Below are 24,481 nucleotides of genomic sequence, written 5' to 3'. Positions count from 1 at the left end.
TCTTTCGGCGGAGACACAGTTGGTGGGTTACGCCTTCGGCTAACCCACCCTACGAAGCCGGCGAATTCTCACCGCCCCGCAAACAGCCCCCGCTCGCGCTCCACGATCTCGCTGATGTAATCCGCCACCGCCCTGATCCGCGCCAGATCCTTGCTGTCGGCATGCATCAGCATCCAGAAGGTGCGGGTGATCGAGATCTCCTCAGGCAGCACCGGGACAAGCTGCGGATAGTCGCTCGCCATGAAATGAGGCAGCACGGCAATGCCGAAGCCGGCGAGCGTGGCGTTGAGCTGCGCGATCAAATTGGCGCTGCGCAAGCGCGCGGAAATCCGCGGCGACACCTGCGGCAGATAGTCCAGCTCGGGCGTGAACAGGAGCTCCTCGATGTAACCGACGAAGCGGTGCTGCGGCAGCACCTCGCGTGAGGCGATCGTCGGGAACCGGTCGAGATAGGAGGGTGCGGCGTAAAGCCCGAGGCGGTAGTCGAGCAGCTTGCGTCCGACGATCCGGCCTTCCTTGGGCATCGTCAGGCTGATGGCGATGTCGGCCTCGCGCTTGGAGAGACTGAACAGCCGCGCAGTGGCTACAAGTTGCAGGTCGAGATCGGGATACCGGTCGGCGAAGGCAGCGAGCCGTGGCGCCAGGAAGGCGGTGCCGAACCCGTCGGGGGCGCCGATCCGCACCGTGCCGGTCAGGCGCGCGACCGAGCCGCCCACCTGTTCCTGATTGGCGACGATGGTCGATTCCATCGCCTCCGCGCTGTCGGCGACGCGCTGGCCGGCCTCGGTCAGGAGATAGCCGGTCTTGCGGCGGTCAAACAGCTTCGCCGAGAGGTGCTTTTCCAGCCGGTCGACCCGGCGGATCACCGTGGCATGGTCCACCCCCAGCTGCTTTGCGGCAGCCGAGACCGAGCCGCCCCGCACGATGGCCAGCACGAAGCGGAAGTCGTCCCAGTCGATCGCGCCTTGATCCAGCATTTTCGCACATCTATGGTGCAATATATCAGACTTGAATCCTATAAAATGCAGGTCAATAGGATTTGTCAAAGCGTTCAGCCCGGCTTCAAGGAGATCTTTGCCATGCGCTCAATCGGACATTTCATCGGCGGCAAGGAGATCAAGGGGACGTCGGGCCGGACGGCCGACGTGTTCGAGCCGATGACCGGCGACGTCCAGGCCAAGGTGGCGCTGGCGTCCAAGGCGGAAGTCCGCGCCGCCGTCGAGAACGCGCGCGCAGCACAGCCCGAGTGGGCCGCGACCAATCCGCAGCGCCGCGCCCGCGTCATGATGAGATTCGTCGAGCTGGTTCAGCGCGACTACGACAAGCTCGCCGAGCTGCTGGCGCGCGAGCACGGCAAGACCGTGCCGGACGCCAAGGGCGACATCCAGCGCGGCCTTGAGGTCGCGGAATTCGCCTGCGGCATTCCGCACCTGATGAAGGGCGAGTACACCGAAGGCGCCGGCCCCGGCATCGACATCTATTCCATGCGCCAGGCGCTCGGCGTCGTCGCCGGCATCACGCCGTTCAACTTTCCGGCGATGATCCCGATGTGGAAGTTCGCCCCCGCGATCGCCTGCGGCAATGCCTTCATCCTGAAGCCGTCGGAGCGCGATCCTGGCGTGCCGATGCTGCTGGCCGAGCTGATGATGGAGGCGGGCCTGCCGGCCGGCATCCTCAACGTCGTCAACGGCGACAAGGAAGCGGTCGACGCGATCCTGGACGATCCCGATATCAAGGCCGTCGGCTTCGTCGGCTCCACGCCGATCGCGCAATACATCTATGAGCGCGCCGCCCAGACCGGCAAGCGCTGCCAATGCTTCGGCGGCGCCAAGAACCACGCCATCATCATGCCCGACGCGGACATGGACCAGGCCGTCGACGCGCTGATCGGCGCGGGCTACGGCTCGGCCGGCGAGCGCTGCATGGCCGTCTCCGTGGCCGTGCCCGTCGGCAAGACCACCGCGGACCGCCTGATGGACAAGCTGATTCCGCGCGTCGAGAGCCTCAAGATCGGCACCTCGATCGATCCGTCCGCCGATTACGGTCCGCTGGTGACCCGCGAGGCGGTCGAGAAGGTCAAGGGCTACATCGACATCGGCATCAAGGAAGGCGCGACGCTCGCCGTCGACGGCCGCGGCTTCAAGATGCAGGGCTACGAGAACGGCTTCTATCTCGGCGGTTCGCTGTTCGACAACGTCACCAAGGACATGCGGATCTACAAGGAAGAGATCTTTGGCCCGGTGCTCTCGGTCGTGCGCGCGCACGACTACAAGGAAGCGCTGGCGCTGCCCTCCGAGCATGACTATGGCAACGGCGTCGCGATCTTCACCCGCGACGGCGACGCCGCACGCGACTTCGCGGCCAAGGTCAATGTCGGCATGGTCGGCATCAACGTGCCGATCCCGGTGCCGATCGCCTATTACACCTTCGGCGGCTGGAAGAAGTCCGGCTTCGGCGATCTCAACCAGCACGGCCCGGACTCGGTCCGCTTCTACACCAAGACCAAGACGGTGACCTCGCGCTGGCCGTCCGGCGTCAAGGAAGGCGCGGAGTTCTCGATCCCGCTGATGAAGTGATTCTCCTTAGAGCGAGGGCACGATGCAGTTCGCTCTGAACGAGGATCAGATCGCGGTTCGCGACATGGCGTTGGCGTTTGCGGCGGAGAAGATCGCGCCGCACGCGCTGCGCTGGGACGAGGAGAAGCATTTCCCCGTCGACGTGATGCGCGAGGCGGCAGCCCTCGGCATGGGCGGCATCTACATCCGCGACGACGTCGGCGGCTCCGCGATGTCGCGGTTCGACGCGGCGCTGATCTTCGAGGCGCTGGCGACGGGCTGTCCGACCACATCAGCCTTCATCTCCATCCACAACATGGCGTCCTGGATGATCGATGCCTATGGCAGCGACACCCAGCGCCAGAAGTGGTTGCCAAAACTCTGCACCATGGAGTTGATCGCCAGCTACTGCCTGACCGAGCCGGGCGCAGGCTCGGATGCGGCGGCGCTGCGCACCCGCGCGGCGCGCGACGGCGACCATTATGTGCTCAACGGCCAGAAGCAGTTCATCTCGGGCGCCGGCGGCACCGATCTGCTGGTCGCAATGGTGCGCACCGGCGGCGACGGCCCTGGCGGCATCTCGACCCTCGTCGTCGACGGCAAGACGCCGGGTGTCTCCTTCGGCGCCAACGAGCGCAAGATGGGCTGGAACGCACAGCCGACCCGCGCCGTGATGTTCGAGAATGCCCGCGTCCCGGTCGCCAACCGGCTGGGCGAGGAGGGCATCGGCTTCAAGATCGCGATGGCCGGGCTCGATGGCGGCCGCCTCAACATCACGGCCTGCTCGCTCGGCGGCGCGCAGACCGCGCTCGACAAGGCGCGCGCCTACATGAAGGAGCGCAAGGCGTTCGGCAAGCGGCTCGACGAATTCCAGGCGCTGCAATTCAAGCTCGCCGACATGGCGATCGAGCTCGAGGCCGCGCGCACCTTCCTGTGGCGTGCCGCCGCCGCGCTCGACCGCAAGGACCCGGACGCCACCATGCTCTGCGCGATGGCCAAGCGCTTCGGCACCGACGTCGGCTTCGAGGTCGCCAACCAGGCGCTCCAGCTTCATGGCGGCTACGGCTATCTCAGCGAATACGGCATCGAGAAGATCGTGCGCGATCTGCGCGTGCACCAGATCCTCGAAGGCACCAACGAGATCATGCGGCTGATCGTGGCGCGCAAACTGATCGAGGGCGCGCGATGAATGCAGTGGAGGAGGGCGATCTGGTCGCCCGCGTCGAGGGTGCGGCCGGCGTGATCAGGCTCAACCGTCCCAAGGCCATCAATGCCGTGACGCTGGAGATGTTTCGCGATATCGAGACCGCACTCGACCGCTTCGAGGCCGATCCGGCCGTCGCCGTGATCCTGCTCGAAGGCGCCGGCGAGCGCGGCCTGTGCGCCGGCGGCGACATCCGCACGCTCTGGGAAAGCTCGAAGGTCAATGGCGATCTCGGCAAGATCCTGTGGCGCGAGGAGTACATCCTCAACGCCCGGATCAAGAAGTTTCCAAAACCGTATGTCGCCTTCATGGACGGCATCGTGATGGGCGGCGGCGTCGGCCTCTCCGCGCATGCGAGCCATCGCGTCGTCACCGATCGCACGAAACTTGCGATGCCGGAGGTCGGGCTCGGCTTCTTCCCCGATGTCGGCGGCACCTGGCTGTTGTCCCGTTCGCCGGGCGAGATCGGCACCTATTTCGGCCTGACCGGCCAGACCATGAACGGGCCGGATGCGATCCATGCGAAGTTCGCCGACGCCGTGGTGCTGGCCGCCAAATGGCCTGAGCTGCGCGAGGCGCTGACCAGGATTCGCCCAGGCGTGACCGCAGCCGAGGTCAGCAGGCTCATCAACGGTTTTGCGACCGGCGAGACTGCGGGGCCGGTCGCCGCAAAAGAGCCGATCATCGACGCTCTGTTCGGCTTCGACCGCATGGAGGACATCGTCGCGGCGCTGAAGCGCGATGGCTCCGAGTTCGCGCAGGCGACGCTGAAGACGCTCAACGAAAAATCGCCGCGCGGCATGGTGGTGACCTTGAAGCTGCTGCGGCTCGCGCGCGCCGCGTCGAGCCTGGAAGAGTGCCTGGTGCGCGAATATCGCGCCGCGCTGGAAGTGTTCCGCAGCGACGATTTCCGCGAGGGCGTGCGCGCCGCCGTGATCGACAAGGACCGCAATCCGGCCTGGTCGCCGCCGCGGATCGAGGATGTGACGCCGGAGGTGGTTGCACCGTACTTCGCCGAGATCGGCGCCGACGAACTGAAGTTCAACTAATAACGACTTTCAAGCGGAGGAAACGAAGATGGCCACGATCGCATTCATCGGTCTCGGCAACATGGGCGGCCCGATGGCGGCCAATCTGGTCAAGGCCGGCCACAAGGTGGTGGCCTTCGACCTCGTCGAAGCCTCGCGCGCGCAGGCCAAGGCCGACGGTGCCGGCATCGCCGACAGCGCGGCCGGCGCGGTGAAGGGCGCCGATGTTGTCGTCACCATGCTGCCCGCGGGCAAGCACGTGCTCGGCGTCTGGAACGAGGTCGTTCCCGCCATGACCAAGGGCGCGCTGATCATCGATAGCTCCACCATCGACGTCGAGAGCGCGCGGCAGGCGCATGCGCTCGCCGCCAAGAACGGCGTGCTCTCGGTCGATGCACCGGTCTCGGGCGGCACCGGCGGGGCCAAGGGCGCCACGCTCACGTTCATGTGCGGCGGCGACGACAAGGCGTTTGCGGCGGCAAAGCCCGTGCTGGAAAACATGGGCAAGAAGATCGTGCATTGCGGCGGCGCCGGCGCGGGGCAGGCGGCGAAGATCTGCAACAACATGATCCTCGGCATTTCCATGATCGCCGTCAGCGAAGCCTTTGCGCTGGGCGAGAAGCTCGGGCTCTCGCACCAGGCGTTGTTCGATGTCGCCTCGACATCTTCAGGTCAGTGCTGGTCGCTGACGACCTATTGCCCGGTGCCGGGCCCGGTGCCGACCTCGCCGGCGAACAACGATTACAAGCCGGGCTTCGCCTCGGCGCTGATGGTGAAGGATCTGACCCTGGCGCAGGACGCCGCGAAGGCCGCGGGCGCGGCGACGCCGCTCGGCCAGCATGCGCAGGAAATTTACCAGGCCTTCGACAAGGCGGGCCAGGGCGGGGTGGATTTTTCCGGAATTATCAAGCACGTTCGCGGCCTCGCTGGAAAATAGCGAGGCTTTGCCCGTAGCCCGGATCGAGCGAAGCGAAATCCGGGACAGCTGCTTCCAATTGCGTAGCCGGCCCCGGATTGCGCTTCGCTCCATCCGGGCTACGCTCGCAGGTCAATTCGACGGGCCCGGACCATGACGACATTTCAGGAAGCGCGCGCGTTCCTTCTACAGCACCGCACGGATTACGAGACAGCGGTCAAAGGCTTCCGCTGGCCCGATCCGGTTCCCTTCAACTGGGCGCTCGACTGGTTCGACGCCGAGTTGGCAGGGAATGCGGAGAGCAAGGACCGGCCAGCGCTCTGGATCGTCGATGCCGCGCAGGACCGGCAGACAAAACTGTCCTTCGCCGCGCTGTCGCGCCGCTCCAACCAGGTCGCGAACTTCCTCCGCGCGCAGGGCTTGAAGCGTGGCGATCATCTTCTGCTGCTGCTCGGCAACGTGGTTCCGCTGTGGGAGACCATGCTGGCTGCGATGAAGCTCGGCGTCGTCGTCATCCCCGCCACCACGCTGCTGACGGCGGACGAGCTCCGCGACCGCCTCGATCGCGGCAAGGCGAGGGCGGTGGTTGCCGCGCAGGATCAGGTCGCGAAGTTCGCAAGCCTTGATGCCGATGGTCTCGTGCGTGTCGTCGTCGGGGCCGCGTCTGACGGCTGGCTCTCGTTCGACGAGGCGGCCCAGGCTTCCGAGAGCTTTGCGCCCGACGGCCCGACCAACGCCGACGATCCGATGCTGCTCTATTTCACCTCCGGCACCACCGCAAAACCGAAGCTGGTGCGGCACAGCCAGCGCAGCTATCCCGTCGGCCATCTCTCCACCATGTACTGGGTCGGGCTGAAGCCGGGCGACGTCCACCTCAACATTTCCTCGCCCGGCTGGGCCAAGCACGCCTGGAGCTGCTTCTTCGCGCCCTGGAATGCGGGCGCCACGGTGTTCGTGGTCAACCAGCCGCGCTTCGATGCCAAGGGCTTGCTCGCCACCATCGGCCGCTGCGGCGTCACCACGCTGTGCGCGCCGCCGACGGTGTGGCGGCTCTTCATCCAGGAGAACCTGGCGTCGTTCAAGGTCACGTTGCGTGAGGTCTGCGGCGCCGGCGAGCCGCTTAATCCGGAGGTGATCGACCAGGTGCAGGCGGCCTGGGGGCTCACCATCCGCGACGGCTACGGCCAGACCGAGACCACGGCGCTCGCGGGCAACTCGCCCGGGCAAAAGATCAAGGTCGGCTCGATGGGACGGCCGCTGCCGGGCTATCGCGTGCAGGTCAGCGACGCCGACGGCAATCCCGCGAAGGAGGGCGAGGTGACGCTGGTGCTCGGCACTGAGCGTCCCGCCGGCCTGATGCAGGGCTATCAGGACGACGCCGGCGCAGTGTCGGGCGCGGAAGGCGAGCTCTATCGCAGCGGCGATGTCGTGTTCGAAGACGAGGACGGTTATCTCACCTTCGTCGGCCGCTCCGACGACGTCTTCAAATCCTCCGACTATCGCATCAGCCCGTTCGAGCTCGAGAGTGTCTTGCTCGAGCACGAGCTCGTCGCCGAGGCCGCCGTGGTGCCGAGCCCTGATCCGATCCGGCTCGCGATCCCCAAGGCCTTCGTGCTGCTGATCTCGGGCGCGGAGCGCTCGCCGGAGACCGCGCTGTCCATCTTCCAGCATCTGCACACGCGGCTTGCGCCGTTCAAGCGCATCCGCCGCATCGAGATCGTCACCGAGCTGCCGAAGACGATCTCCGGAAAAATCCGCCGCGTGCAGCTGCGCCGGTTGGAGCGCGACGACGACCGCGATGATTCCCTGCGCGGCCGCGAATTCCGGGAAGAGGATTTCCTGGAGCTGCCGAAAGCCAGGGGTGAAAGTTAAGTGGGTACCTTGGTCATTCCGGGGCGCGCGGAGCGCGAACCCGGAATCCATTCGGCAACAAACTCTGTGGCACAATGGATTCCGGGCTCGATGCTGCGCATCGCCCCGGAATGACGCGATCTGGAGCTAGCAATGAACGAAGTCTGGAAGAAGCCGCCGATTACGCTGGACGCCTACCAAGCCATGGTCGGCAAGGAGGTCGGCGTGTCGTCGTGGCACCTGGTCGACCAGCCGCGCATCGACACCTATGCCGACGTGATCGAGGACCACCAGTTCATCCACGTCGATCCCGAGCGCGCGAAAAGAGAAACCGCCTTCGGCACCACCATCGCGCACGGTTTCCTGACGATGTCGCTGCTGTCGATCATGTCTTATGAAGTCATGCCGGTCATCGCCGGCACCACGATGGGCGTCAATTACGGCTTCGACAAGCTGCGCTTCATCTCGCCGGTGCGTTCGGGAAAGCGCGTCCGTGGCAGGTTTGCGCTGGCCGAAGCCAAGCTGCGCAAGCCGAACGAGTTGCAGTCGCGCACCCACGTGACGGTCGAGATCGAGGGCGAGGACAAGCCCGCGCTGGTCGCCGAGTGGCTGGGGTTGATCTATTTCGCCTGAGCGGGCTCGTCATTGCCGGGCTTGACCCGGCCATCCATCGCTGGTCAAAAGCTTTTCGATTTTGATGGATGGCCGGGTCAAGCCCGGCCACGACGATCCAACATTTGGGAAACGCACTCATGGCAATCAGGTTCGACGGACGCGTCGCCATCGTCACCGGCGCGGGCAATGGTCTCGGACGGGCGCACGCGCTGGGGCTGGCGAGCCGCGGCGCCAAGGTCGTGGTCAACGATTTCGGCGGCGCGCGCGACGGCACCGGCGGCTCGCTGTCGCCCGCGGAGACCGTGGTCGAGGAGATCCGCAAGGCCGGCGGCACCGCGATGGCCGACGGCGCCGACGTCTCCAATTTCGAGCAGGTCACCGCGATGGTCGAGCGTGCCACCAAGGAGTGGGGCAGCGTCGACCTCTTGTGCGCCAATGCCGGCATTTTGCGCGACAAGTCGTTCGGCAAGATGGAGGCGGCCGATTTCCAGAAGGTGCTCGACGTGCACCTCGTCGGCACCTTCTACTGCTGCAAGGCGGCCTGGGCCGGCATGCGCGACCGCAACTACGGCCGCATCGTGCTCACCACCTCGTCCTCCGGCCTCTACGGCAATTTCGGCCAGGCCAATTACGGCGCGGCGAAGTCCGGCATGGTCGGCCTGATGAACGTGCTGGCCGAGGAAGGCCGCAAGAGCGACATCCGCGTCAACATCATCTCGCCGACCGCGGCGACCCGCATGACCGAAGAGCTGCTGCCGCCGCAGGCGCTGCAGCTGATGAGGCCGAACGCGATCACGCCGGCCGTCGAGTACATGCTGAGCGAGGACGCGCCCACCCGCACCATCATGGGCGCCGGCGCCGGCTCGTTTGCGGTGATCAAGATCGTCGAGAGCGAGGGCATCAACCTGCCGGAGTCCGAATGGACGCCGGACGCGGTCGCCGCGCATTTCGCCGAGATCAGCGACATGTCGAAGGCGAAGGCCTTGCAGGGCGCATTCGAGCAGACGCAGAAATACGTGGCGCAGGCCGCAGCGAGGGCGGGCATCAAGCTCTGAGTTGTCATTCCGGGGCGCGCGTAGCGCGAACCCGGAATCCATCGTGCCACAGAATCCGCCGTCTAATGGATTCCGGTTCGCGCCCAAGAAGGCGCGCCCCGGAATGACGAGCTAGGCGCTAGAATCTGGCCTAAACTCCCGCCATGATCGCATCCGAATCCCACGTCGCCATCATCGGCGCCGGCCCCGCTGGCCTCATGGCGGCGGAGGTGCTGGCGCAGGGCGGGGCGCGCGTCACCGTTTACGACGCGATGCCGTCCGCTGGCCGCAAATTCCTGATGGCAGGCCGGGGCGGGCTCAATCTCACCCACAGCGAGCCGCTGCCGCAGTTCATGCCGCGCTATCGCGAGGCGGCGCCGAAGCTCCAAGCGGCGGTCGAAGCCTTATCACCCGACGCGCTGCGCGCCTGGAGCGAGGCACTGGGGGAGCCAACCTTCGTCGGCAGCAGCGGGCGGGTGTTTCCAAAAGCGTTCAAGGCCTCGCCCTTGCTGCGCGCCTGGCTGCGGCGGCTCGATGCCTCTGGCGTGCGCTTTGCCTTTCGTCATCGCTGGATCGGCTGGGACGGGGAACGGCGACTGGTCTTTGAAACACCCAACGGCACAGTTGCCATCGCCGCAGACGCGACCGTGCTCGCACTCGGCGGCGCAAGCTGGCCGCGGCTTGGGTCGGACGGTGGCTGGGTCGATCTTGTCGCGGCAAAAGGCATCGCTGTCTCAAAGCTGCGGCCGGCCAATTCCGGCTTCACGGTTGCCTGGTCCGATGTGTTCCGCGACCGCTTTGAAGGCCAGCCGCTCAAGGGTGTGGCGCTTACGGTTCGCGCGCAGACGGTGCGCGGCGAAGCGATGATCACGCGCAGCGGTATCGAAGGCGGTGCGATCTATGCGCTGTCGGCAGAGCTGCGCGAGGCGGTGCTGGGTCTCGGACGGGCGACACTGACGATTGCACTCCGGCCCGACCTCGATGTGGCCGCGCTGACCACGCGTCTGTCGGGCACGCGCGGCAAGCAATCGCTGGCGAACTTCCTGCGCAAGGCGGCGCAACTGTCCCCGGTCGGCATCGGTCTGATGCAAGAAGCGGCCATTGCATCCGGCCGGTCGCTGGCATCGCTGTCGCCCGCGGAACTCGCCCATCTGGTGAACGCAATTCCGATTCAGCTCACCGGCGTCGCCGCGATCGATCGCGCTATCTCGACCGCAGGCGGGATTGCACTCGACGAACTCGATTCCGACTTCATGCTCCGCAAGCTGCCCGCCGTGTTCGCAGCCGGCGAGATGCTGGACTGGGAGGCCCCGACCGGCGGCTATCTGCTGCAGGCGTCGTTCGCGACAGGAGCCGCGGCGGGCAGGGGTGTGTTGCAGTGGCTCAAGCGGTCTTAGAACGCCGTCGCCCTTCGATGCCTCCGCAGCGCGCCCTTACCTCAGCTTTCCCCGTGCCGCCACCGGCAGCGTGCCGATGATCTCCTCGCCGCGCACCATCACCACCTCGTCCATCATGTTGACGACGACGCAGACGTGATTGGGCACGATGCGCACGACGTCGCCGACATTCGGGCGGGTGTTACTGCGGGAGAGGTCGAGGAAGCCGTGCTCCTCGGCGAAGCGCGCGATCTTGGCTTCGGGGTGCTCCAGGATCAGGCCGTGGCCGTCGAGCCCGCCGGTGTCCGTCGTCAGCGTCTTCGAGCCGGCGTCCAGAATGCCGCGTTCGGGTGCGGCGCGGCTGACGACAGTGGAATAGATGTGCAGCGCGCAGTCGTCCCAGGTGGCGGAGCCGGCCGCGACCTGCATGCGGTCGTTGTAGATATAGGTGCCGAAACGATGCTCGGTGCCGCCCTTGAGCTTGCCGATATACTTGAGGTTCGGCGTGCCGCCGGTCGAGACGATGGTGGCCTCCAACCCATGGGCGCGCACGCCGGCCAGTGCTTCGTCGTAAAACTTCTGCGCGTCACCCCAGCCGGTCTCGGTCGGATAAAGCATGAAGCCGGCGAAGTGCAGCCCCTTGGACGCCGCGATCTCGCGCGCCAGCGCAATCGCCTCCGCCGGCGTCTCGACGCCGGCGCGCTTGCGGCCGGTGTCGCATTCGACCACGACCGAGAGCGGGCGGCCCGAGGCGGCGGCTGCCTTGGGCAGGCCGGCGACGACGGTCGAATTGTCCGCGGCCACCGTCATGTTCGCCTTCGCCTGCAGCGCGCCGAGCCGCGCCATCTTCTCCTCGCCCAGCAGATTGTAGCTGATCAGGATGTCGTCGATGCCGGCATTGGCCATGATCTCGGCCTCGCCGAGCTTCTGGCAGGTGATGCCCTTGGCGCCGGCCGCGACCTGCATCTTCGCGATCGTCGGGTTCTTGTGGGTCTTGATATGCGGCCGGCTGGCAATGCCGGCGTCGTCGCAGGCCTTCTGGATGCGCGCGATGTTGCGCTCGACCTTGTCCATGTCGATCACGGCACACGGCGTGCCATATTCACGGGCGATCTTGGCGGCGAGGGGAGTTGTCATGGGTTATGCCTGTTCTATCTCTTCGCGGAGCATTTCCAGTTCGAGCCAGCGCTCTTCGGCGGCGGACAATTCGTCATGCGCCTTGGCGATGGCAGCAGAGGTATCGTCGAATTTTTTGCGATCCTTGGCGTAGAGGTTGGGATCATCGATCACGCGCTGTAACTTGGCGATATCGGCCTGCAATTTTTCCATCTTCTTCGGCAGGGTTTCAAGCGCGTGCTTCTCGTTGAAGCTCAATCGGCGTTTTTGCGCGGCAGCAGGAGCGGTGGACCGGTCCTCTTTCTTCTCAGCGGGGGCTTGCGCCTTCGCCGTCTCGCGCTTGAGGTCGGCGCCGCGCTGCGCCAGCATGTCGCTGTAGCCGCCGGCATATTCGATCCATCTGCCGTCGCCTTCCGGCGCGATCACCGAGGTCACGACGCGGTCGAGGAAATCGCGGTCGTGGCTGATCAGGATCACCGTGCCCTCGTAGTCGCCGAGCATGTCCTCGAGCACGTCGAGGGTTTCCAGGTCGAGATCGTTGGTCGGCTCGTCCAGCACCAGCAGGTTCGACGGTTTTGCCAGCGCGCGCGCCAGCATCAGCCGGCCGCGTTCGCCGCCCGAGAGCACTTCGAGTGGGGTGCCGCGCTGCTCCTGCGCGAACAGAAAGTCCTTCATGTAGCCGACGACGTGCTTCGGCTTGCCGCCGACCATGATCTGGTCGCCGCGGCCGCCAGTCAGCGCCTCCGCCAGCGTCGACTTGGGATCGAGGCTTTCGCGGTGCTGGTCGAGCGTCGCCATCTCCAGATTGGCCCCTAACCGCACGGTGCCGGAGTCGGGCTCCGCCCCGCCGGTCAAAAGATTGACCAGCGTGGTCTTGCCGGCGCCGTTCGGGCCGACGATGCCGAGCCGGTCGCCGCGCTGGATGCGGGTCGAGAAATTGTCGACGATCAAGCGCGCGCCAAACGCCTTGGTGACGCCCTTTGCCTCGATCACCAGCTTGCCGGATTGCTCGGCCTCGGAGGCTGCGAGATTGGCGCTGCCGGCGGTGCCGCGATAGTTGCGGCGCTGGTCGCGCAGCGCATGCAGATTGCCGAGCCGCTTGACGTTGCGCTTGCGCCGGCCGGAGACGCCGTGGCGCAGCCAGTGCTCCTCGTCGACGATCTTGCGGTCGAGCTTGTGCTGGTCGCGCTCTTCTTCCGCCAGCACGTCGTCGCGCCAGGTCTCGAACGAGGCAAAGCCGCGGTCGATCTGCTTGATCCGGCCGCGGTCGAGCCAGGCGGTCGAACGCGACAGATTGGTGAGGAAGCGACGGTCGTGGCTGATCAGCACCAGCGCGCTGCGGCGGCTGTCGAGCTCCTTTTCCAGCCACTCGATGGTGGAGAGATCGAGATGGTTGGTCGGCTCGTCCAGCAGCAGGATGTCGGGAGAGGGCGCCAGCACGCACGCCAGCGCCGCGCGGCGGGCCTCGCCGCCGGAGACGTTTGCGGGGTTCTCGTTGCCGGTCAGCCCGAGCTGCTCCAGCAGATAGCGTGCCTGGTAGGGATCGTCCCCGGGCGCGAGCCCGGCCTCGACATAGGCGAGCGTGGTCTTGTGGTCGCCGAAATCCGGCTCCTGCGGCAGGTAGCGGACCGTGGCGCCCGGCTGCACGAAGCGCGTACCGCCGTCGGACTCGACGATACCGGCCGCGATCTTCAGCAATGTCGACTTGCCGGAGCCGTTGCGGCCGATCAGGCAGACGCGCTCGCCCGCCGCGACATTGAGCTCGACGCCGTTTAGAAGCGGCGTGCCGCCAAAGGTCAGCCGGATGTCTTTGAGTTGAATCAGCGGCGGCGCCATGGTCAGCCTTGACTTGGATTTTGGCTCGTTGCGACCTGGTCGGCGCGGCGGCGCTGGATCCGGCGCAGCGTCTGGTCGAGGGCCGAGAGAAAAGTCGAACGGTCGCGCGGCGCGAACGATCGCGGGCCGCCGGTGACTTCGCCGGCCGAGCGCAAATCGGTCATCAAATTGCGTACCGCCAGCGTCATCCCGATCGATTCTTCCGTGAACGGTTTTCCGTTCGGCGCGATCACGTCGGCGCCGGCCTTCACGCAGCGGCTTGCAAGCGGAATATCCGCGGTGACGACGACGTCGCCGGGACCGGCGCGCTCCGCGATCCAGTCGTCGGCGGCATCCATGCCGGCGCCAGCCGCGATGCGTTCGATCGAGGGATCCTGGGGCACGCGGATGAAATTGCCGGCGACGACGCTCACCGGTACGCCATGCCGGGCCGCGACGCGATAGATCTCGTCCTTCACGGGACAGGCGTCGGCGTCGACATAGATGCGGGTGATGCTTGGGGTGTCAGCCATTGGCGGCGTGGTACCCCATTCGGGCCGCAAAGGCGAGGGGATTGACCGCGTTTCCCTGGGGCCTACGATCGGCCCGGAACCAACAAGAATCCAGGGAAAACCCCCATGCCGAACCGGCTCGAAACCTACCGCGTCGAGGCCCACAACACCGCAAAACAATCCGAAAACAAGATGCATGACGACACGGTGGCGCGCCGCTTCGGCTTCTCCGGCGGGCTGGTCCCGGGCGTCGATGTCTTCGCCTATATGATGCACGTGCCGGTGGCGCGGTGGGGCCGCGATTTCCTCACCCGCGGACTGGTGGAGGCTCGCTTCATCAAGCCGGTCTATGACGGCGAGACGGCCGACGTCGATGCGACCGAGCACAACGGCCTGCTCACGATCGAGGTGTTCAGCCGTACCGAGCTCTGCGCCACCGGGACAGCCTCGCTGCCGGCGGCTGCGCCGGCGGTGGATTTGAGCGACTATCGCGCGGTCCCCGCGGTCGCCATGCGCAAGCCGGTCAGCCCGGCGACGTTCGAGACCGGCAAATGGCTTGGCACAGAGCCGCGCCGATGGATCGGGCAGGCCGCCGCGGACTATCTCGCCGATATCAGGGAAACCGATCCGATCTTCGCACGCGAGGGGCTTGGCCATCCCGGCCTGATCCAGCGGGTCATGAACCGCGTGCTCGTCGACAACACCATTCTGGGCCCGTGGATTCATGCCGGCAGCCGCATGCATCTGCTGTCGGCCGCACATGCCGGCGACGAGATCACCGCGCGGGCAAAAGTCACCGCGAACTACGAGAAAAAGGGCCACCGCTTCGTCGAGCTCGACGCGCTGGTCGTCGCCAACGGCACGACGCCGCTGGCGCACTGCCAGCATACTGCGATCTACCAGCCGCGCGAGCAGGCGGCGGCCTGAATGCCAGTTGAGGTCTCCTTGCGTGCCCTCGTTTGTTTTGGAATAGCACTCCTTTTGTCGCTCCATGCGCTTTGCGCCGTGCATGCCGCCGCACCGGTGCCCGATAGTGTGTCGCTCAGCGAGCAGACGACGACGTGGAGCGCCGTCAAGTTCGCCGTCGATGCGGACAATGGCTTTGTCAGCGGGTCGCTCAACAAAAGCATGATCGTCGAACGCAGTTTCAAATCCTACGTGCTTGAGAATCGATATCTGAGGGTAACGCTCGTGCCCGAATTCGGAGGGCGTATTCTTTCCATGGTCTACAAGCCGACCGGCCACGAGCAGCTTTATCGAACGGAAGTCGGAGTGCCTTACGGCATGAAGGCCGGAAATTTCTACTACGACTGGCTGATGGTGTACGGCGGAATCTTTCCCACGTTCCCGGATGCCGAGCACGGCAAGACGTGGCTGAAGCCGTGGGCTTTCCGGGTGGTGAAGGAGGGCGCCGACGAAGTCACGGTCGTGATGTCGTTCCGGGATGACTTCGACTATTCCGCGCGGCCGAGCAAGTTCAGGGGCGCGACCGGCATCGAGGCGAATTACTACGTCACGCTAAAGGCCGATCGTGCCRCACTCGATGCGCGCGTGGTGCTGAAGAATCCGAACGACGAGGCTGTCCAATATGAGTATTGGACGTGCACGACGCTCGCTCCGGGATCGGAGCCGAAAAATCCCAGGGCAACGGGCGGCGCCGAAATCATCGCGCCGATCCGAACTTTCACGACGCCTGCCTGGTCGACCAGTCTGGCAGACGGCGACGAGAGCGCGGGCATGGGCAGGCGGCGCTTCGAAAACCTGCGCTACTTCAAGAACTGGCGAACGATGGGCATCGCCTATGCTGCACCAGATATGCAGGGCGGAAATTTCTGGGGCGTCATCAACCATGACAATGCAGAAGGAATTATTCGCATTGCGGACAATACCCTCACGCGGGGCTTGAAAATGTGGACGTGGGGGTTTCCGTCGCTCACCGGCGAAACCGATGCCCGGAAGGATCCGAACGAGTGGCGGCCGTATGTCGAATTATGGGCGGGCATGTCAGACCAGTTTTTCCACAGCGCAGACTTTCCCGCACGCAGTGAGGTGTCGATTCCGGAAACCTACAGCCCCACCGTCGGCATGAGCAACGTGACGCATGCGAACGAGAAAATCCTGATCAATTTCTCGGCCGAGGCGTCTCGCGCCGTTCTCGAGTTCTTCAGCGTCGAACCGGCCATCCCGTTGCTTGTCACGTTGAAACAGGGTGACACGGCTCTGTTCAGCGGGGTCGTGAGCGCCGATCCGAACAACGGAAATCGCATTTCGGCAGCGATTGCCGACGGCCGCAGCGGGGAAAAGATACGGCTAACGATCACGACGACGGAGGGAAAGGAGTTGATCGCCGCCGAAACGGCGATCAAGTGATCTCTTTCGGAATGCCGGTCGAAGCCCCCGGCGTTATCACGATCGCGAAACTCCCCCTTACGCCGTCCCCTTCGCATCCTGGATCGCGCGCCACACCCGCTCCGGCGTCAGCGGCATGTCGATGTGCTTGATGCCGTAGTCGGAGAGCGCATCGACCACCGCATTCACCACCGTGGACATGCTGCCGGCGCAGCCGGCTTCGCCGCAGCCCTTGGTGCCCAAGGGATTGCTCTTGGCCGGTACGGGGTGGTCGCCGACCGTCATGTTCGGAACGTCCTCCGCGCGCGGCAGCGCGTAGTCCATCAGCGAGCCCGTGATCGGCTGGCCGCTCTCGTCGTAGCGGACCTGCTCCATCAGCGCTTGTCCAATGCCCTGGACGACGCCGCCATGGAGCTGGCCTGCGACCAGCATCGGGTTGATCACCGTGCCGAAATCGTTCACCGCGCTGTAGCGCACGATCTGCACCACGCCGGTATCAGGGTCGATCTCGACCTCGGCGACGTGGCAGCCGTTCGGGAACGCCGAGGGCACCGGCTCGCTGGTGTGATCGACGTCGAGCGTCTCGGGTACGCCGTCCGGCACCTTGCCGTCATGCAGCTTCTTGGCGAGCTCCATGATGTCGAGGCTGCGGTCGGTGCCGGCGATGGTGAAGCTGCCATCGGCGAACTCGATGTCGGCCTCGGAGGCCTCGAGCATGTGGGCTGCGGCGCGCTTGCCCTTCTCGATCACGAGTTTCGAGGCTTCCACGATCGCCATGCCGGTCGCCGTGATCGAGCGCGAGCCGCCGGTGCCGTTGCCGGTGTGGACGATGTCGCTGTCGCCCTGCACCAGCTTGACGCTTTCGAAGGGGACGCCGAGCTGCGCGCACAGCACCTGTGCGAACGGCGTCGCATGGCCCTGGCCGTAATCGAGCGTGCCGGTGACGAGCTGCACGCTTCCATCGGGATCGAACACGATCTTGCCGAGCTCGGGGCTCGGCGGCGCGGTGACCTCGAGATAGGAGCCGACGGCGATGCCGCGCAGCTTGCCGGCCTTCTTGCTCTCCTTCTTGCGCTTGGCGAAATTCTCGTGGTCGGAGATTTCGAGCGCCTTGTTGAACACCGCCTGGAAGTCGCCGCTGTCATAGGTGACGCCGGAGGAGGCCGGGAACGGCATCTGGTTCGGCTTGATGAAGTTGCGCTTGCGCAGGGTCAGCCGGTTGATGCCCATCTCGTCGGCGGCGCGGTCGATCAGCCGCTCCATGTAGTAGTTCGCCTCGGGCCGGCCGGCGCCGCGATAGGCGCCCATCAGCGTGGTGTTGGTCAAGACGGTCTTGATGTCGACCGCCATCAGCGGCGTGCGATAGACGCTGGAGAAGTTCTTGCCGGTGTTGAGCGAGAGCGGCCCCGGCGCGACGCCGGTGATGTAGGCGCCGAGATTGCCGTAGCCTTCGAGCTTTGCGGCAAGGAAATGCCCCTCGGCATCGAGCGCGAGCTCGGCATGGATCTTCTGCGCGCGGCCATGGCTGTCGGAGAGGAAGCTGGTCGAGCGCTCGTCGAGCCATTTCACCGGGCGGCCGAGCACTTTGGCCGCATACAGGATGCACATGTACTCGGGATAGTTGACGTTCTTCATGCCGAAGGAGCCGCCGACATTGGCGGTGAGGATGCGCACCTTCTCGTTCGGCACCTTCAGGTTCTTGGCGAGGTTGGCGCGGTTGCCCGCGACGCCCTGCGTCGGCATCTGGATGGTGTAACGCTCGGTCTTCTTGTCGTAGGAGGCAAGCCCGACGCGCGGCTCCATCGAGACGACGGCGACGCGGGTGTTCTCGATGTCGAGCCTGGTCACATGGGCGGCGCCGGCGAAGGCGGCGTTGACCTTGTCCATGTCGCCATAATGGTAGTCGAGCGCGACGTTGTTGGGGATGTGGTCGTAGAGAAGCGGCGCGCCGGGTTTCGCCGCCGCTTCGGGATCGGTCACCGCCGGCAGCGGCTCGATGTCGACCTCGACCGCCTCGGCCGCGTCGCGCGCCTGCGCCAGCGTCTCGGCCACCACGAAGGCGATGGGATCGCCGACGAAGCGGACCTTGTCGGTCGCGAGCGGCTGGCGGTTGGTCTGGCGCAGGGGGGAGCCGTCGCGGCTTTTCAGCGGCAGGCCGCAGGTGAAGGGGCCATAGCCGGCGGCATCGAGGTCGGTGCCGATCCAGACCCCCAGCACGCCCGGCATCGCCCTGGCGGCGTCGGTGTTGATGCCGCGGATGACGCCATGGGCATGGGTCGAGCGGACGACCACGGCATGGGCCTGGCCGGGCAGGTTGAAATCGTCGGTGTAGCGGCCCTTGCCGCGCACCAGGGTGTCATCCTCCTTGCGGCGGACCGGCTGCCCGACGCCGTATTTTTGCAGTGCAATAGCGTTTTCGAGCGTGGACGATTTGGTGTGTTCTTGCATGGGATTGACCTGAAAAGCCGGCAATTGCGCGTTTTGTGGGCGCCTGGAGGGCCGGACTCCCCTCAAATAACGCACCGCCCCGTTCACGACAACGCACGAATGGGCATGGTCCTATGTGATGCGTTGTTGCGCAGACCTGACGCGCTGCTAATGTTTCAGGCGAAAAAGCAATTCCAGATCGGCCCAACGGGCCGCGGAAAGACAGTTTGTATGAATGACCACACGCGGCTCCGCGACGGCCTTGCGCCGCACGGTGAGCTGGAGGGGTCGATGGCGGCGGTGGTATTGGCCACTGAGCCGGCCGTCGCCGCACAAGCGCCGGGAACCGGCGTCTATGCGGCGCTGGACCTCGGAACCAACAATTGCAGGCTCCTGATCGCCTGTCCGACCAGCGACGGCTTTCGCGTGGTCGATTCCTTCTCGCGCATCATCCGGCTCGGCGAGGGCGTCTCCGCCACGGGGTGCATCAGCGAGGCCGCGATCGAGCGCGCCATCGCGGCGCTCAGCATCTGCCGCGACAAGATCAACTTGAGGAAAGCGCGGCGGTTGCGGTTGATCGCCACCGAAGCCTGCCGCGCGGCCTCGAATGCGGAAGGCTTTCGCAGCCGTGTCGTGGCCGAGACCGGCATTGAGCTCGAGGTGATCGACCGCGAGACCGAAGCCGCGCTGGCCGTGCTCGGCTGCTCGCCGCTGGTCGATCCCAGGGGCAGGGGCGCGATCCTGTTCGATATCGGCGGCGGCTCGACCGAGCTGGTGCGGATCGAACGTGATCCCGCAAATCCGGAGCCGCGCATCAAAGCCTGGATGTCGATCCCGTTCGGCGTCGTGACGCTCGCCGAGCAGTTCGGCGGCCGTGACGTGACGCCGGAAATCTATGCCGCGATGGAGCAGGAGGTCGCAAACCACGTGGCGCCGTTCGCCGAAGCGCATGGCCGCGATCTCGCCGACATGCACCTGCTCGGCACCTCCGGCACCGTGACGACGCTCGCCGGCATCCATCTCAATCTGGCGCGCTACGACCGCCGCCGCATCGACAGCATCTGGATGAACGATTCCGACATCACCGCGACCATCAACAAGCTGCTCGGCATGAGCTACGAGGAGCGCGCGAACAACAGCTGCATCAGCGTCGAGCGCGCCGATCTGGTGCTGGCCGGCTGCGCCATCCTCGATGCGATCCGTCGCGCCTTTCCGCTGCCACGCCTGCGCGTCGCCGACCGGGGCCTGCGCGAAGGCATGCTGGTCGAGATGATGCGCGAGGACGGCGCGCTCAGGAGCTGGTGAGATGGCCAAGGACACCACCGGCCGCTTGCACGTCCAGGTCAAGACCGGCGGCAAGCGCAAATTGTCGTCGAAGCTCTGGCTGGAGCGGCAGCTCAACGATCCCTATGTGGTCAAGGCCAAGGCGCTCGGCTATCGCTCGCGCGCCGCGTTCAAGCTGCTCGAGATCGACGACAAGTACCGCCTGCTGAAGCACGGTATGGCGGTGGTCGATCTTGGTGCTGCGCCGGGCGGCTGGAGCCAGATCGCCGCCAAGCGCGTCGGCTCGGTCGACGGCAAGGGCAAGGTCGTTGCGATTGATCTCTTGGACATGCCGGAGATTGCCGGCGTGGAGTTCGCGCAGCTCGACTTCATGGACAATGACGCTCCTGGCAAGCTCACCGCGATGCTCGGCGGCGGCGCCGACGTCGTGATGTCCGACATGGCCGCCAACACCACCGGTCACCGCAAGACCGACCAGCTGCGCATTGTCGGCCTGATCGAGACCGCGGCGGCGTTTGCCTGCGACGTGCTGAAGCCGGGCGGGGCGTTCCTTGCCAAGACCTTCCAGAGCGGCGCCGATGCCGAGCTGCTCGCCCAGCTCAAGCGCGATTTTGCGACCGTGCGCCACGTCAAGCCGGCCGCGAGTCGGCAGGATTCGTCGGAGCGCTACGTGCTGGCGACGGGGTTTCGCGGACAATAAGTCGCACGGCGCCGCACATCCCGCGGTAGTCGCCCGACGATAACACAACGTTCACATCAGCAACATCTTGAGATGTTAATCGCCACCTCGACAATTCCAGCGGGTGGTTCGATATGCAGTGCCTTTCAGGACGTCGGCGTTTCCATGCCTGGAAGCGCGCCATGCTCGCTGCCTCGACTCTCTTCCTGACGTCGTTCTCGGCAATCCTCGATTCCACCACGCCCTCGGCTGCATCTGCATCGATCGTCGTGGACACGCTGGTGCCGTTCAACGAGGGCATCAGCGGCAACGACGATCTCGGCGACCTCAAGCGAATCTACCAGAGCGCGAATAGCCCGACCGAACAGGCGCTCGATCAGTTCAACAAGGTGATCGCGGATACCGGCATGAAGCGGGCGCGACTGCTGCAAAGCGACGTCTATTGCGACCTCGACCAGACCGGGAACGTTTTCGGATACACCGACGGCGAGGGGTTTCACGCAGGAGACTGCTATCCGCTGCGTTGGCATCTCGATTGGGCGGTGGGTCGTGGGCTGTCGCCGCACGTGGCCGTCGCGTCCTACATGCCGCAGAGCATGGTGCAGTATGGAGCCGGTGAGACCTGGGCTTCGCAGAGCCCCGCTGTTCTGGAGCGATATCGGAAGTATGTGCGAGCGCTGGTACGCTATATCGCCACGAAGGCCTTCGATGGCGGAGCCTCGAGCGTTATCTTCGAGGTCAGCAACGAACTCGACATCGCCGATTCCGAGCCGGAAAATTTCAACTACACCGATCCGTCGACCTACACGCTCAAGCCGTTGGGACCGTGGGGCAACTGGCTGTGGTGGATCGCCCCGGACCGGTATGTCCTGCACCAGTGGCCGCCGCTCCAGACGCACCTGCTATCCGGCGCCGAGGACAGGACGCTGGCGTATCCCTACCGGCAGGATGCCCGCCGACTCGGCCGGCAGTTGTTGCCGGTGCAGAAGATCGTTTCGGACGCCATCGACACCGTCAGGGGACAACTCTCCGGCATCAACGCCTATCGCGAAAAAACGCTCGAGATCGCCGGTCCGGCCCTCACCGGGCTGACGTTCCTCTCATATCCGCTGGACACGCCCCCAAGCCCCACCCTGGAGGAACAGTTTCTGGAACAAACCTTCAATCCGCTGGCCGGCAGCTACGCGCCCCAATTCAACGCGCACCTGAATCGCTTCTCGTTCCACTACTACGGCTCGACCGACGGTACCGCCGGCTTCGCCTTGTTCGGTCAGATGATCGACAAGATCAATGCCAAGCTGCAAGGCTTGAAGCAAGGCAACGCGGCCATGCCCGACGTCACGCTGTTCGTATCTGAATGGGGTCCGGCGGTCGACGAAAGCAGCGACGTCAATTACTCGCACAAGGGAGCCGCGTGGGCGGCCGCCTTCCTGCCCGAAGCGGTGAGGAAAAAGATCGCCCTGGGCTCGTATCTCGTCATCGGGGACGGACAGGGCGCTGGGCCGTCCCAGCTCGGGCAGGCGAGCCTGCTGCACAAGCAAAGCAACGGAAAAGACGCCAACGGACGGGACCTCCCGGCCGATTACTATCCAAAGCCCGTGGCCAACCTGTTTGCGATGTACAACAAGATGTCCGGCCAGCGCAGGCAGGCTATTGTGAGCCCCGGTGGATCAAGCACCAATCTCAAGACGTTCGCGACCTGGGACGGCGCCAACTCGACCGCGAACATCATGGTCTACAACTACGATCCGACACGTGTCTTCGGCAGCAACGTTTCGACCGAGACGCCGGAGGGAATTTCGCTTGAGGTCGCCAACCTGCCGTTCAGCGACGGCTCGACGGTGACGATCGAGCGCTACCTGATCGATGCGAATACCGGCAATCTGGCGAAGTTCTATTCCGATCCGGCCCACCCCGATCCCAACCTGCAGAGGATATGGCTGCAGCGAACGATCAATAGCGGAAAGCTCGTCCTGACGGGCGACGCGCTCGGGCTGGGTGTCGTGCTCTACCGCATATTGCCGCCGACGCTGGTTCCCTAACCCAGCCGCTGATCCCGCACGTCCTGCGTATCCTCCGTCGCAGCCTTGACGGCGGCTTTGGCCGCACCCTTGTCCGCGCCCTTGCGGCTGGAAATCTCCACCGCCTTGCGGCCGGAGATCTCGTGGCCGGCGTCGGCAGGCATCTGCCAGAAGAACCAGCTCGACGCCGCCGAGGTCAGCGCGACCACCACGAAGGCGGGCGCGAACACGGTGGCGTTGAGCTCGCTGACATGGCCGAGCCACATCGTCGTCTCCACGGAAGCTGCGCCGACGGCGACGCCGGCGGAGACCGCGAGCTGCTGGTTGACGCTGACGAGCGTGGTGGCGCGGCTCATCTGCGCGGTCTCGACCTCGGCATAGGCCACCGTGTTGATCGCGGTGAACTCCAGCGAACGGAAGAAGCCGCCGACCACCAGGATGATCATGATGATCAGCAGCGGCGTCGTCACCGTGAACAGCGCACAGGCGGCGAGGAAGACCGCGCTGACGATCGCGTTCACCGTCATCAGATTGCGGAAGCCGAATGTGCGGATGATCCGCGCCGCCAGCGTCTTCATGCCCATGGCGCCGAGCGAGGAGGCGAAGGTGACGAGGCCGGAATGGAACGGCGTCAGCCCGAAGCCGATCTGCATCAGGAGCGGGAGCAGGAACGGCAGCGCGCCGATGCCGAGCCGGAACAGGAAGCCGCCGAGCACGGCCGCGCGCAGCGTCGGGAGGTTGAGCAGCGAGAAATCCAGCACCGGAGATCCGGTCCGCCGGGCGTGCAGCACATACAGCGTCATCGCGATCGATCCGCCGACGACCAGGGCGGCGACCGTGCTCCACGGCAGCAAATTGAGGCCGGCCACCGACAGGCCGAACGCAATGCCGGCAAGCCCGAGCCCGGCGAGCACCATGCCGTAGAGATCGAACGGCTCGCGTTCCTCGCTGGTGATGGGATCGATGAAGCGCAGCGCCATGAAGATGCCGAGCAGCCCGATCGGGATGTTGATCAGGAAGATCCAGTGCCAGGACGCGTAGGTCGTGATGAAGCCGCCGAGCGGCGGCCCGATCACCGGACCGATCAGGGCAGGGACCGTCACCCAGGCCATGGCGTTGACCAGCGCGCTCTTGTCGACCGAGCGCAGCAGCACGAGGCGCCCGACCGGCGTCATCATCGCCCCGCCCATGCCCTGCAGGATGCGCGCGAACACGAAATCGGTGACGGAGGTCGAGAGCGCGCAGCCGACCGAGCCGACCATGAACACGCCGACGGCGATCGCAAACACCATGCGCGCGCCGAAGCGGTCCGCGGTCCAGCCGCTCGCCGGGATGAACACCGCAAGCGACAGCAGATAGGACGTGATCGCGAGCTTCAGCGTCAGCGGGCTGGTGCCGATGTCGGCCGCGATCGCCGGCAGCGAGGTGGCGATCACCGTCGAATCCATGTTCTCCATGAAAAGCGCGGTGGCCACGATCAGCGGAATGACGCGTTGCTTGTCGACCATGACGGATTGGTAATGAAAATCGGAAGGAGGGGTGGAATTGCGGCTTATCACCGCCACCGACCCGGGACCATTGCGGATCGACGCATAGCACCTAGATCCCGCGTAACAACGGTGTGACCTCTCTCCAGGGTTGCGTGTCGCGCTCCTTCGTCATTCCGGGGCGCGCCACTTGGCGCGAGCCCGGAATCCAT

At 65.4% G+C, this 24,481-nt stretch carries 18 protein-coding genes and 1 pseudogene; 13 read left to right on the top strand and 6 right to left on the bottom strand.

Annotated elements, in window-relative coordinates:
* Nucleotides 1–68: 68 nt before the first annotated feature.
* Entirely contained in the window at nucleotides 69–977 is a 909-nt protein-coding gene (locus ACXJMY_RS07505; protein WP_456618676.1) for a LysR family transcriptional regulator, read from the bottom strand.
* Nucleotides 978–1,079: 102 nt separating this feature from the next.
* Between ACXJMY_RS07505 and ACXJMY_RS07500 the strand changes: the two genes are divergently transcribed.
* The 8 genes and pseudogenes from ACXJMY_RS07500 to ACXJMY_RS07465 all read left to right on the top strand — a co-directional run bounded on the left by ACXJMY_RS07500 (nucleotide 1,080) and on the right by ACXJMY_RS07465 (nucleotide 10,600).
* Nucleotides 1,080–2,576, top strand: coding sequence for a CoA-acylating methylmalonate-semialdehyde dehydrogenase (locus tag ACXJMY_RS07500; RefSeq protein ID WP_456618675.1), 1,497 nt, complete (start codon nucleotides 1,080–1,082; stop codon nucleotides 2,574–2,576).
* A 22-nt stretch (nucleotides 2,577–2,598) separates the two neighbouring features.
* Nucleotides 2,599–3,744: an acyl-CoA dehydrogenase family protein gene (locus ACXJMY_RS07495; protein ID WP_456618674.1), complete on the top strand. Its 1,146-nt coding sequence runs from the start codon at nucleotides 2,599–2,601 to the stop codon at nucleotides 3,742–3,744.
* Nucleotides 3,741–4,808 (top strand): enoyl-CoA hydratase/isomerase family protein, encoded by a 1,068-nt coding sequence (locus tag ACXJMY_RS07490; RefSeq protein ID WP_456618673.1) that lies wholly within the window; start codon nucleotides 3,741–3,743, stop codon nucleotides 4,806–4,808. Before ACXJMY_RS07495 ends, ACXJMY_RS07490 begins: the two co-directional genes overlap by 4 nt.
* A 10-nt stretch (nucleotides 4,809–4,818) precedes the next feature.
* Nucleotides 4,819–5,724, top strand: a pseudogene (gene mmsB, locus ACXJMY_RS07485) (3-hydroxyisobutyrate dehydrogenase); the annotation flags it as partial.
* 132 nt (nucleotides 5,725–5,856) lie between these two features.
* Entirely contained in the window at nucleotides 5,857–7,575 is a 1,719-nt protein-coding gene (locus ACXJMY_RS07480) for an AMP-binding protein (RefSeq protein WP_456618672.1), read from the top strand.
* A 132-nt stretch (nucleotides 7,576–7,707) separates the two neighbouring features.
* Entirely contained in the window at nucleotides 7,708–8,187 is a 480-nt protein-coding gene (locus ACXJMY_RS07475; protein ID WP_456618671.1) for a MaoC family dehydratase, read from the top strand.
* 119 nt (nucleotides 8,188–8,306) lie between these two features.
* A complete protein-coding gene (locus ACXJMY_RS07470; RefSeq protein ID WP_456618670.1) occupies nucleotides 8,307–9,224 on the top strand; it encodes an SDR family NAD(P)-dependent oxidoreductase in 918 nt (305 codons plus the stop codon).
* A 143-nt stretch (nucleotides 9,225–9,367) separates the two neighbouring features.
* Nucleotides 9,368–10,600, top strand: a complete 1,233-nt coding sequence (locus tag ACXJMY_RS07465; protein ID WP_456618669.1) for an NAD(P)/FAD-dependent oxidoreductase — start codon at nucleotides 9,368–9,370, stop codon at nucleotides 10,598–10,600.
* A 36-nt stretch (nucleotides 10,601–10,636) separates the two neighbouring features.
* Here ACXJMY_RS07465 and ACXJMY_RS07460 read toward each other — a convergent pair whose 3' ends face one another.
* Genes ACXJMY_RS07460 through ACXJMY_RS07450 form a run of 3 tightly spaced genes read right to left on the bottom strand, consistent with a single transcriptional unit; the run spans nucleotide 10,637 to nucleotide 14,043 of the window.
* On the bottom strand, nucleotides 10,637–11,716 hold the full coding sequence (locus ACXJMY_RS07460) for a D-TA family PLP-dependent enzyme (protein ID WP_456618668.1): 1,080 nt from the start codon (nucleotides 11,714–11,716) through the stop codon (nucleotides 10,637–10,639).
* A 3-nt stretch (nucleotides 11,717–11,719) separates the two neighbouring features.
* On the bottom strand, nucleotides 11,720–13,531 hold the full coding sequence (locus tag ACXJMY_RS07455) for an ABC-F family ATP-binding cassette domain-containing protein (protein ID WP_456618667.1): 1,812 nt from the start codon (nucleotides 13,529–13,531) through the stop codon (nucleotides 11,720–11,722).
* Nucleotides 13,532–13,533: 2 nt separating this feature from the next.
* Nucleotides 13,534–14,043 carry a YaiI/YqxD family protein gene (locus ACXJMY_RS07450; protein WP_456618666.1) on the bottom strand — a complete coding sequence of 170 codons (510 nt, stop codon included), beginning with the start codon at nucleotides 14,041–14,043 and terminating at the stop codon, nucleotides 13,534–13,536.
* Between the two features lie 105 nt (nucleotides 14,044–14,148).
* Between ACXJMY_RS07450 and ACXJMY_RS07445 the strand changes: the two genes are divergently transcribed.
* Together ACXJMY_RS07445 and ACXJMY_RS07440 are read left to right on the top strand one after the other, a co-directional pair.
* Entirely contained in the window at nucleotides 14,149–14,949 is an 801-nt protein-coding gene (locus ACXJMY_RS07445) for a hypothetical protein (RefSeq protein ID WP_456618665.1), read from the top strand.
* Nucleotides 14,950–16,392 carry a DUF5107 domain-containing protein gene (locus ACXJMY_RS07440; RefSeq protein ID WP_456618664.1) on the top strand — a complete coding sequence of 481 codons (1,443 nt, stop codon included), beginning with the start codon at nucleotides 14,950–14,952 and terminating at the stop codon, nucleotides 16,390–16,392.
* A gap of 57 nt (nucleotides 16,393–16,449) precedes the next feature.
* On the opposite strand, the gene ACXJMY_RS07435 is transcribed toward ACXJMY_RS07440, so the two are convergent.
* Nucleotides 16,450–18,819, bottom strand: coding sequence for a xanthine dehydrogenase family protein molybdopterin-binding subunit (locus ACXJMY_RS07435; RefSeq protein ID WP_456618663.1), 2,370 nt, complete (start codon nucleotides 18,817–18,819; stop codon nucleotides 16,450–16,452).
* A 210-nt stretch (nucleotides 18,820–19,029) separates the two neighbouring features.
* Here ACXJMY_RS07435 and ACXJMY_RS07430 point away from each other — a divergent pair, with 210 nt between their 5' ends.
* The 3 genes from ACXJMY_RS07430 to ACXJMY_RS07420 all read left to right on the top strand — a co-directional run bounded on the left by ACXJMY_RS07430 (nucleotide 19,030) and on the right by ACXJMY_RS07420 (nucleotide 22,803).
* On the top strand, nucleotides 19,030–20,103 hold the full coding sequence (locus tag ACXJMY_RS07430; protein ID WP_456618662.1) for a Ppx/GppA phosphatase family protein: 1,074 nt from the start codon (nucleotides 19,030–19,032) through the stop codon (nucleotides 20,101–20,103).
* Nucleotide 20,104: 1 nt separating this feature from the next.
* Nucleotides 20,105–20,782: an RlmE family RNA methyltransferase gene (locus ACXJMY_RS07425; RefSeq protein ID WP_456618661.1), complete on the top strand. Its 678-nt coding sequence runs from the start codon at nucleotides 20,105–20,107 to the stop codon at nucleotides 20,780–20,782.
* 161 nt (nucleotides 20,783–20,943) lie between these two features.
* Nucleotides 20,944–22,803, top strand: a complete 1,860-nt coding sequence (locus ACXJMY_RS07420; protein WP_456618660.1) for a hypothetical protein — start codon at nucleotides 20,944–20,946, stop codon at nucleotides 22,801–22,803.
* Here the strand turns inward: ACXJMY_RS07420 and ACXJMY_RS07415 are convergent.
* On the bottom strand, nucleotides 22,800–24,290 hold the full coding sequence (locus tag ACXJMY_RS07415; RefSeq protein WP_456618659.1) for an MFS transporter: 1,491 nt from the start codon (nucleotides 24,288–24,290) through the stop codon (nucleotides 22,800–22,802). The two genes, ACXJMY_RS07420 and ACXJMY_RS07415, sit on opposite strands and share 4 nt — an antisense overlap.
* Between the last annotated feature and the right edge of the window lie 191 nt (nucleotides 24,291–24,481).

The organism is Bradyrhizobium sp. P5_C12 (assembly GCF_054049735.1).
This window is presented reverse-complemented; position numbering and strand designations above follow the sequence as displayed.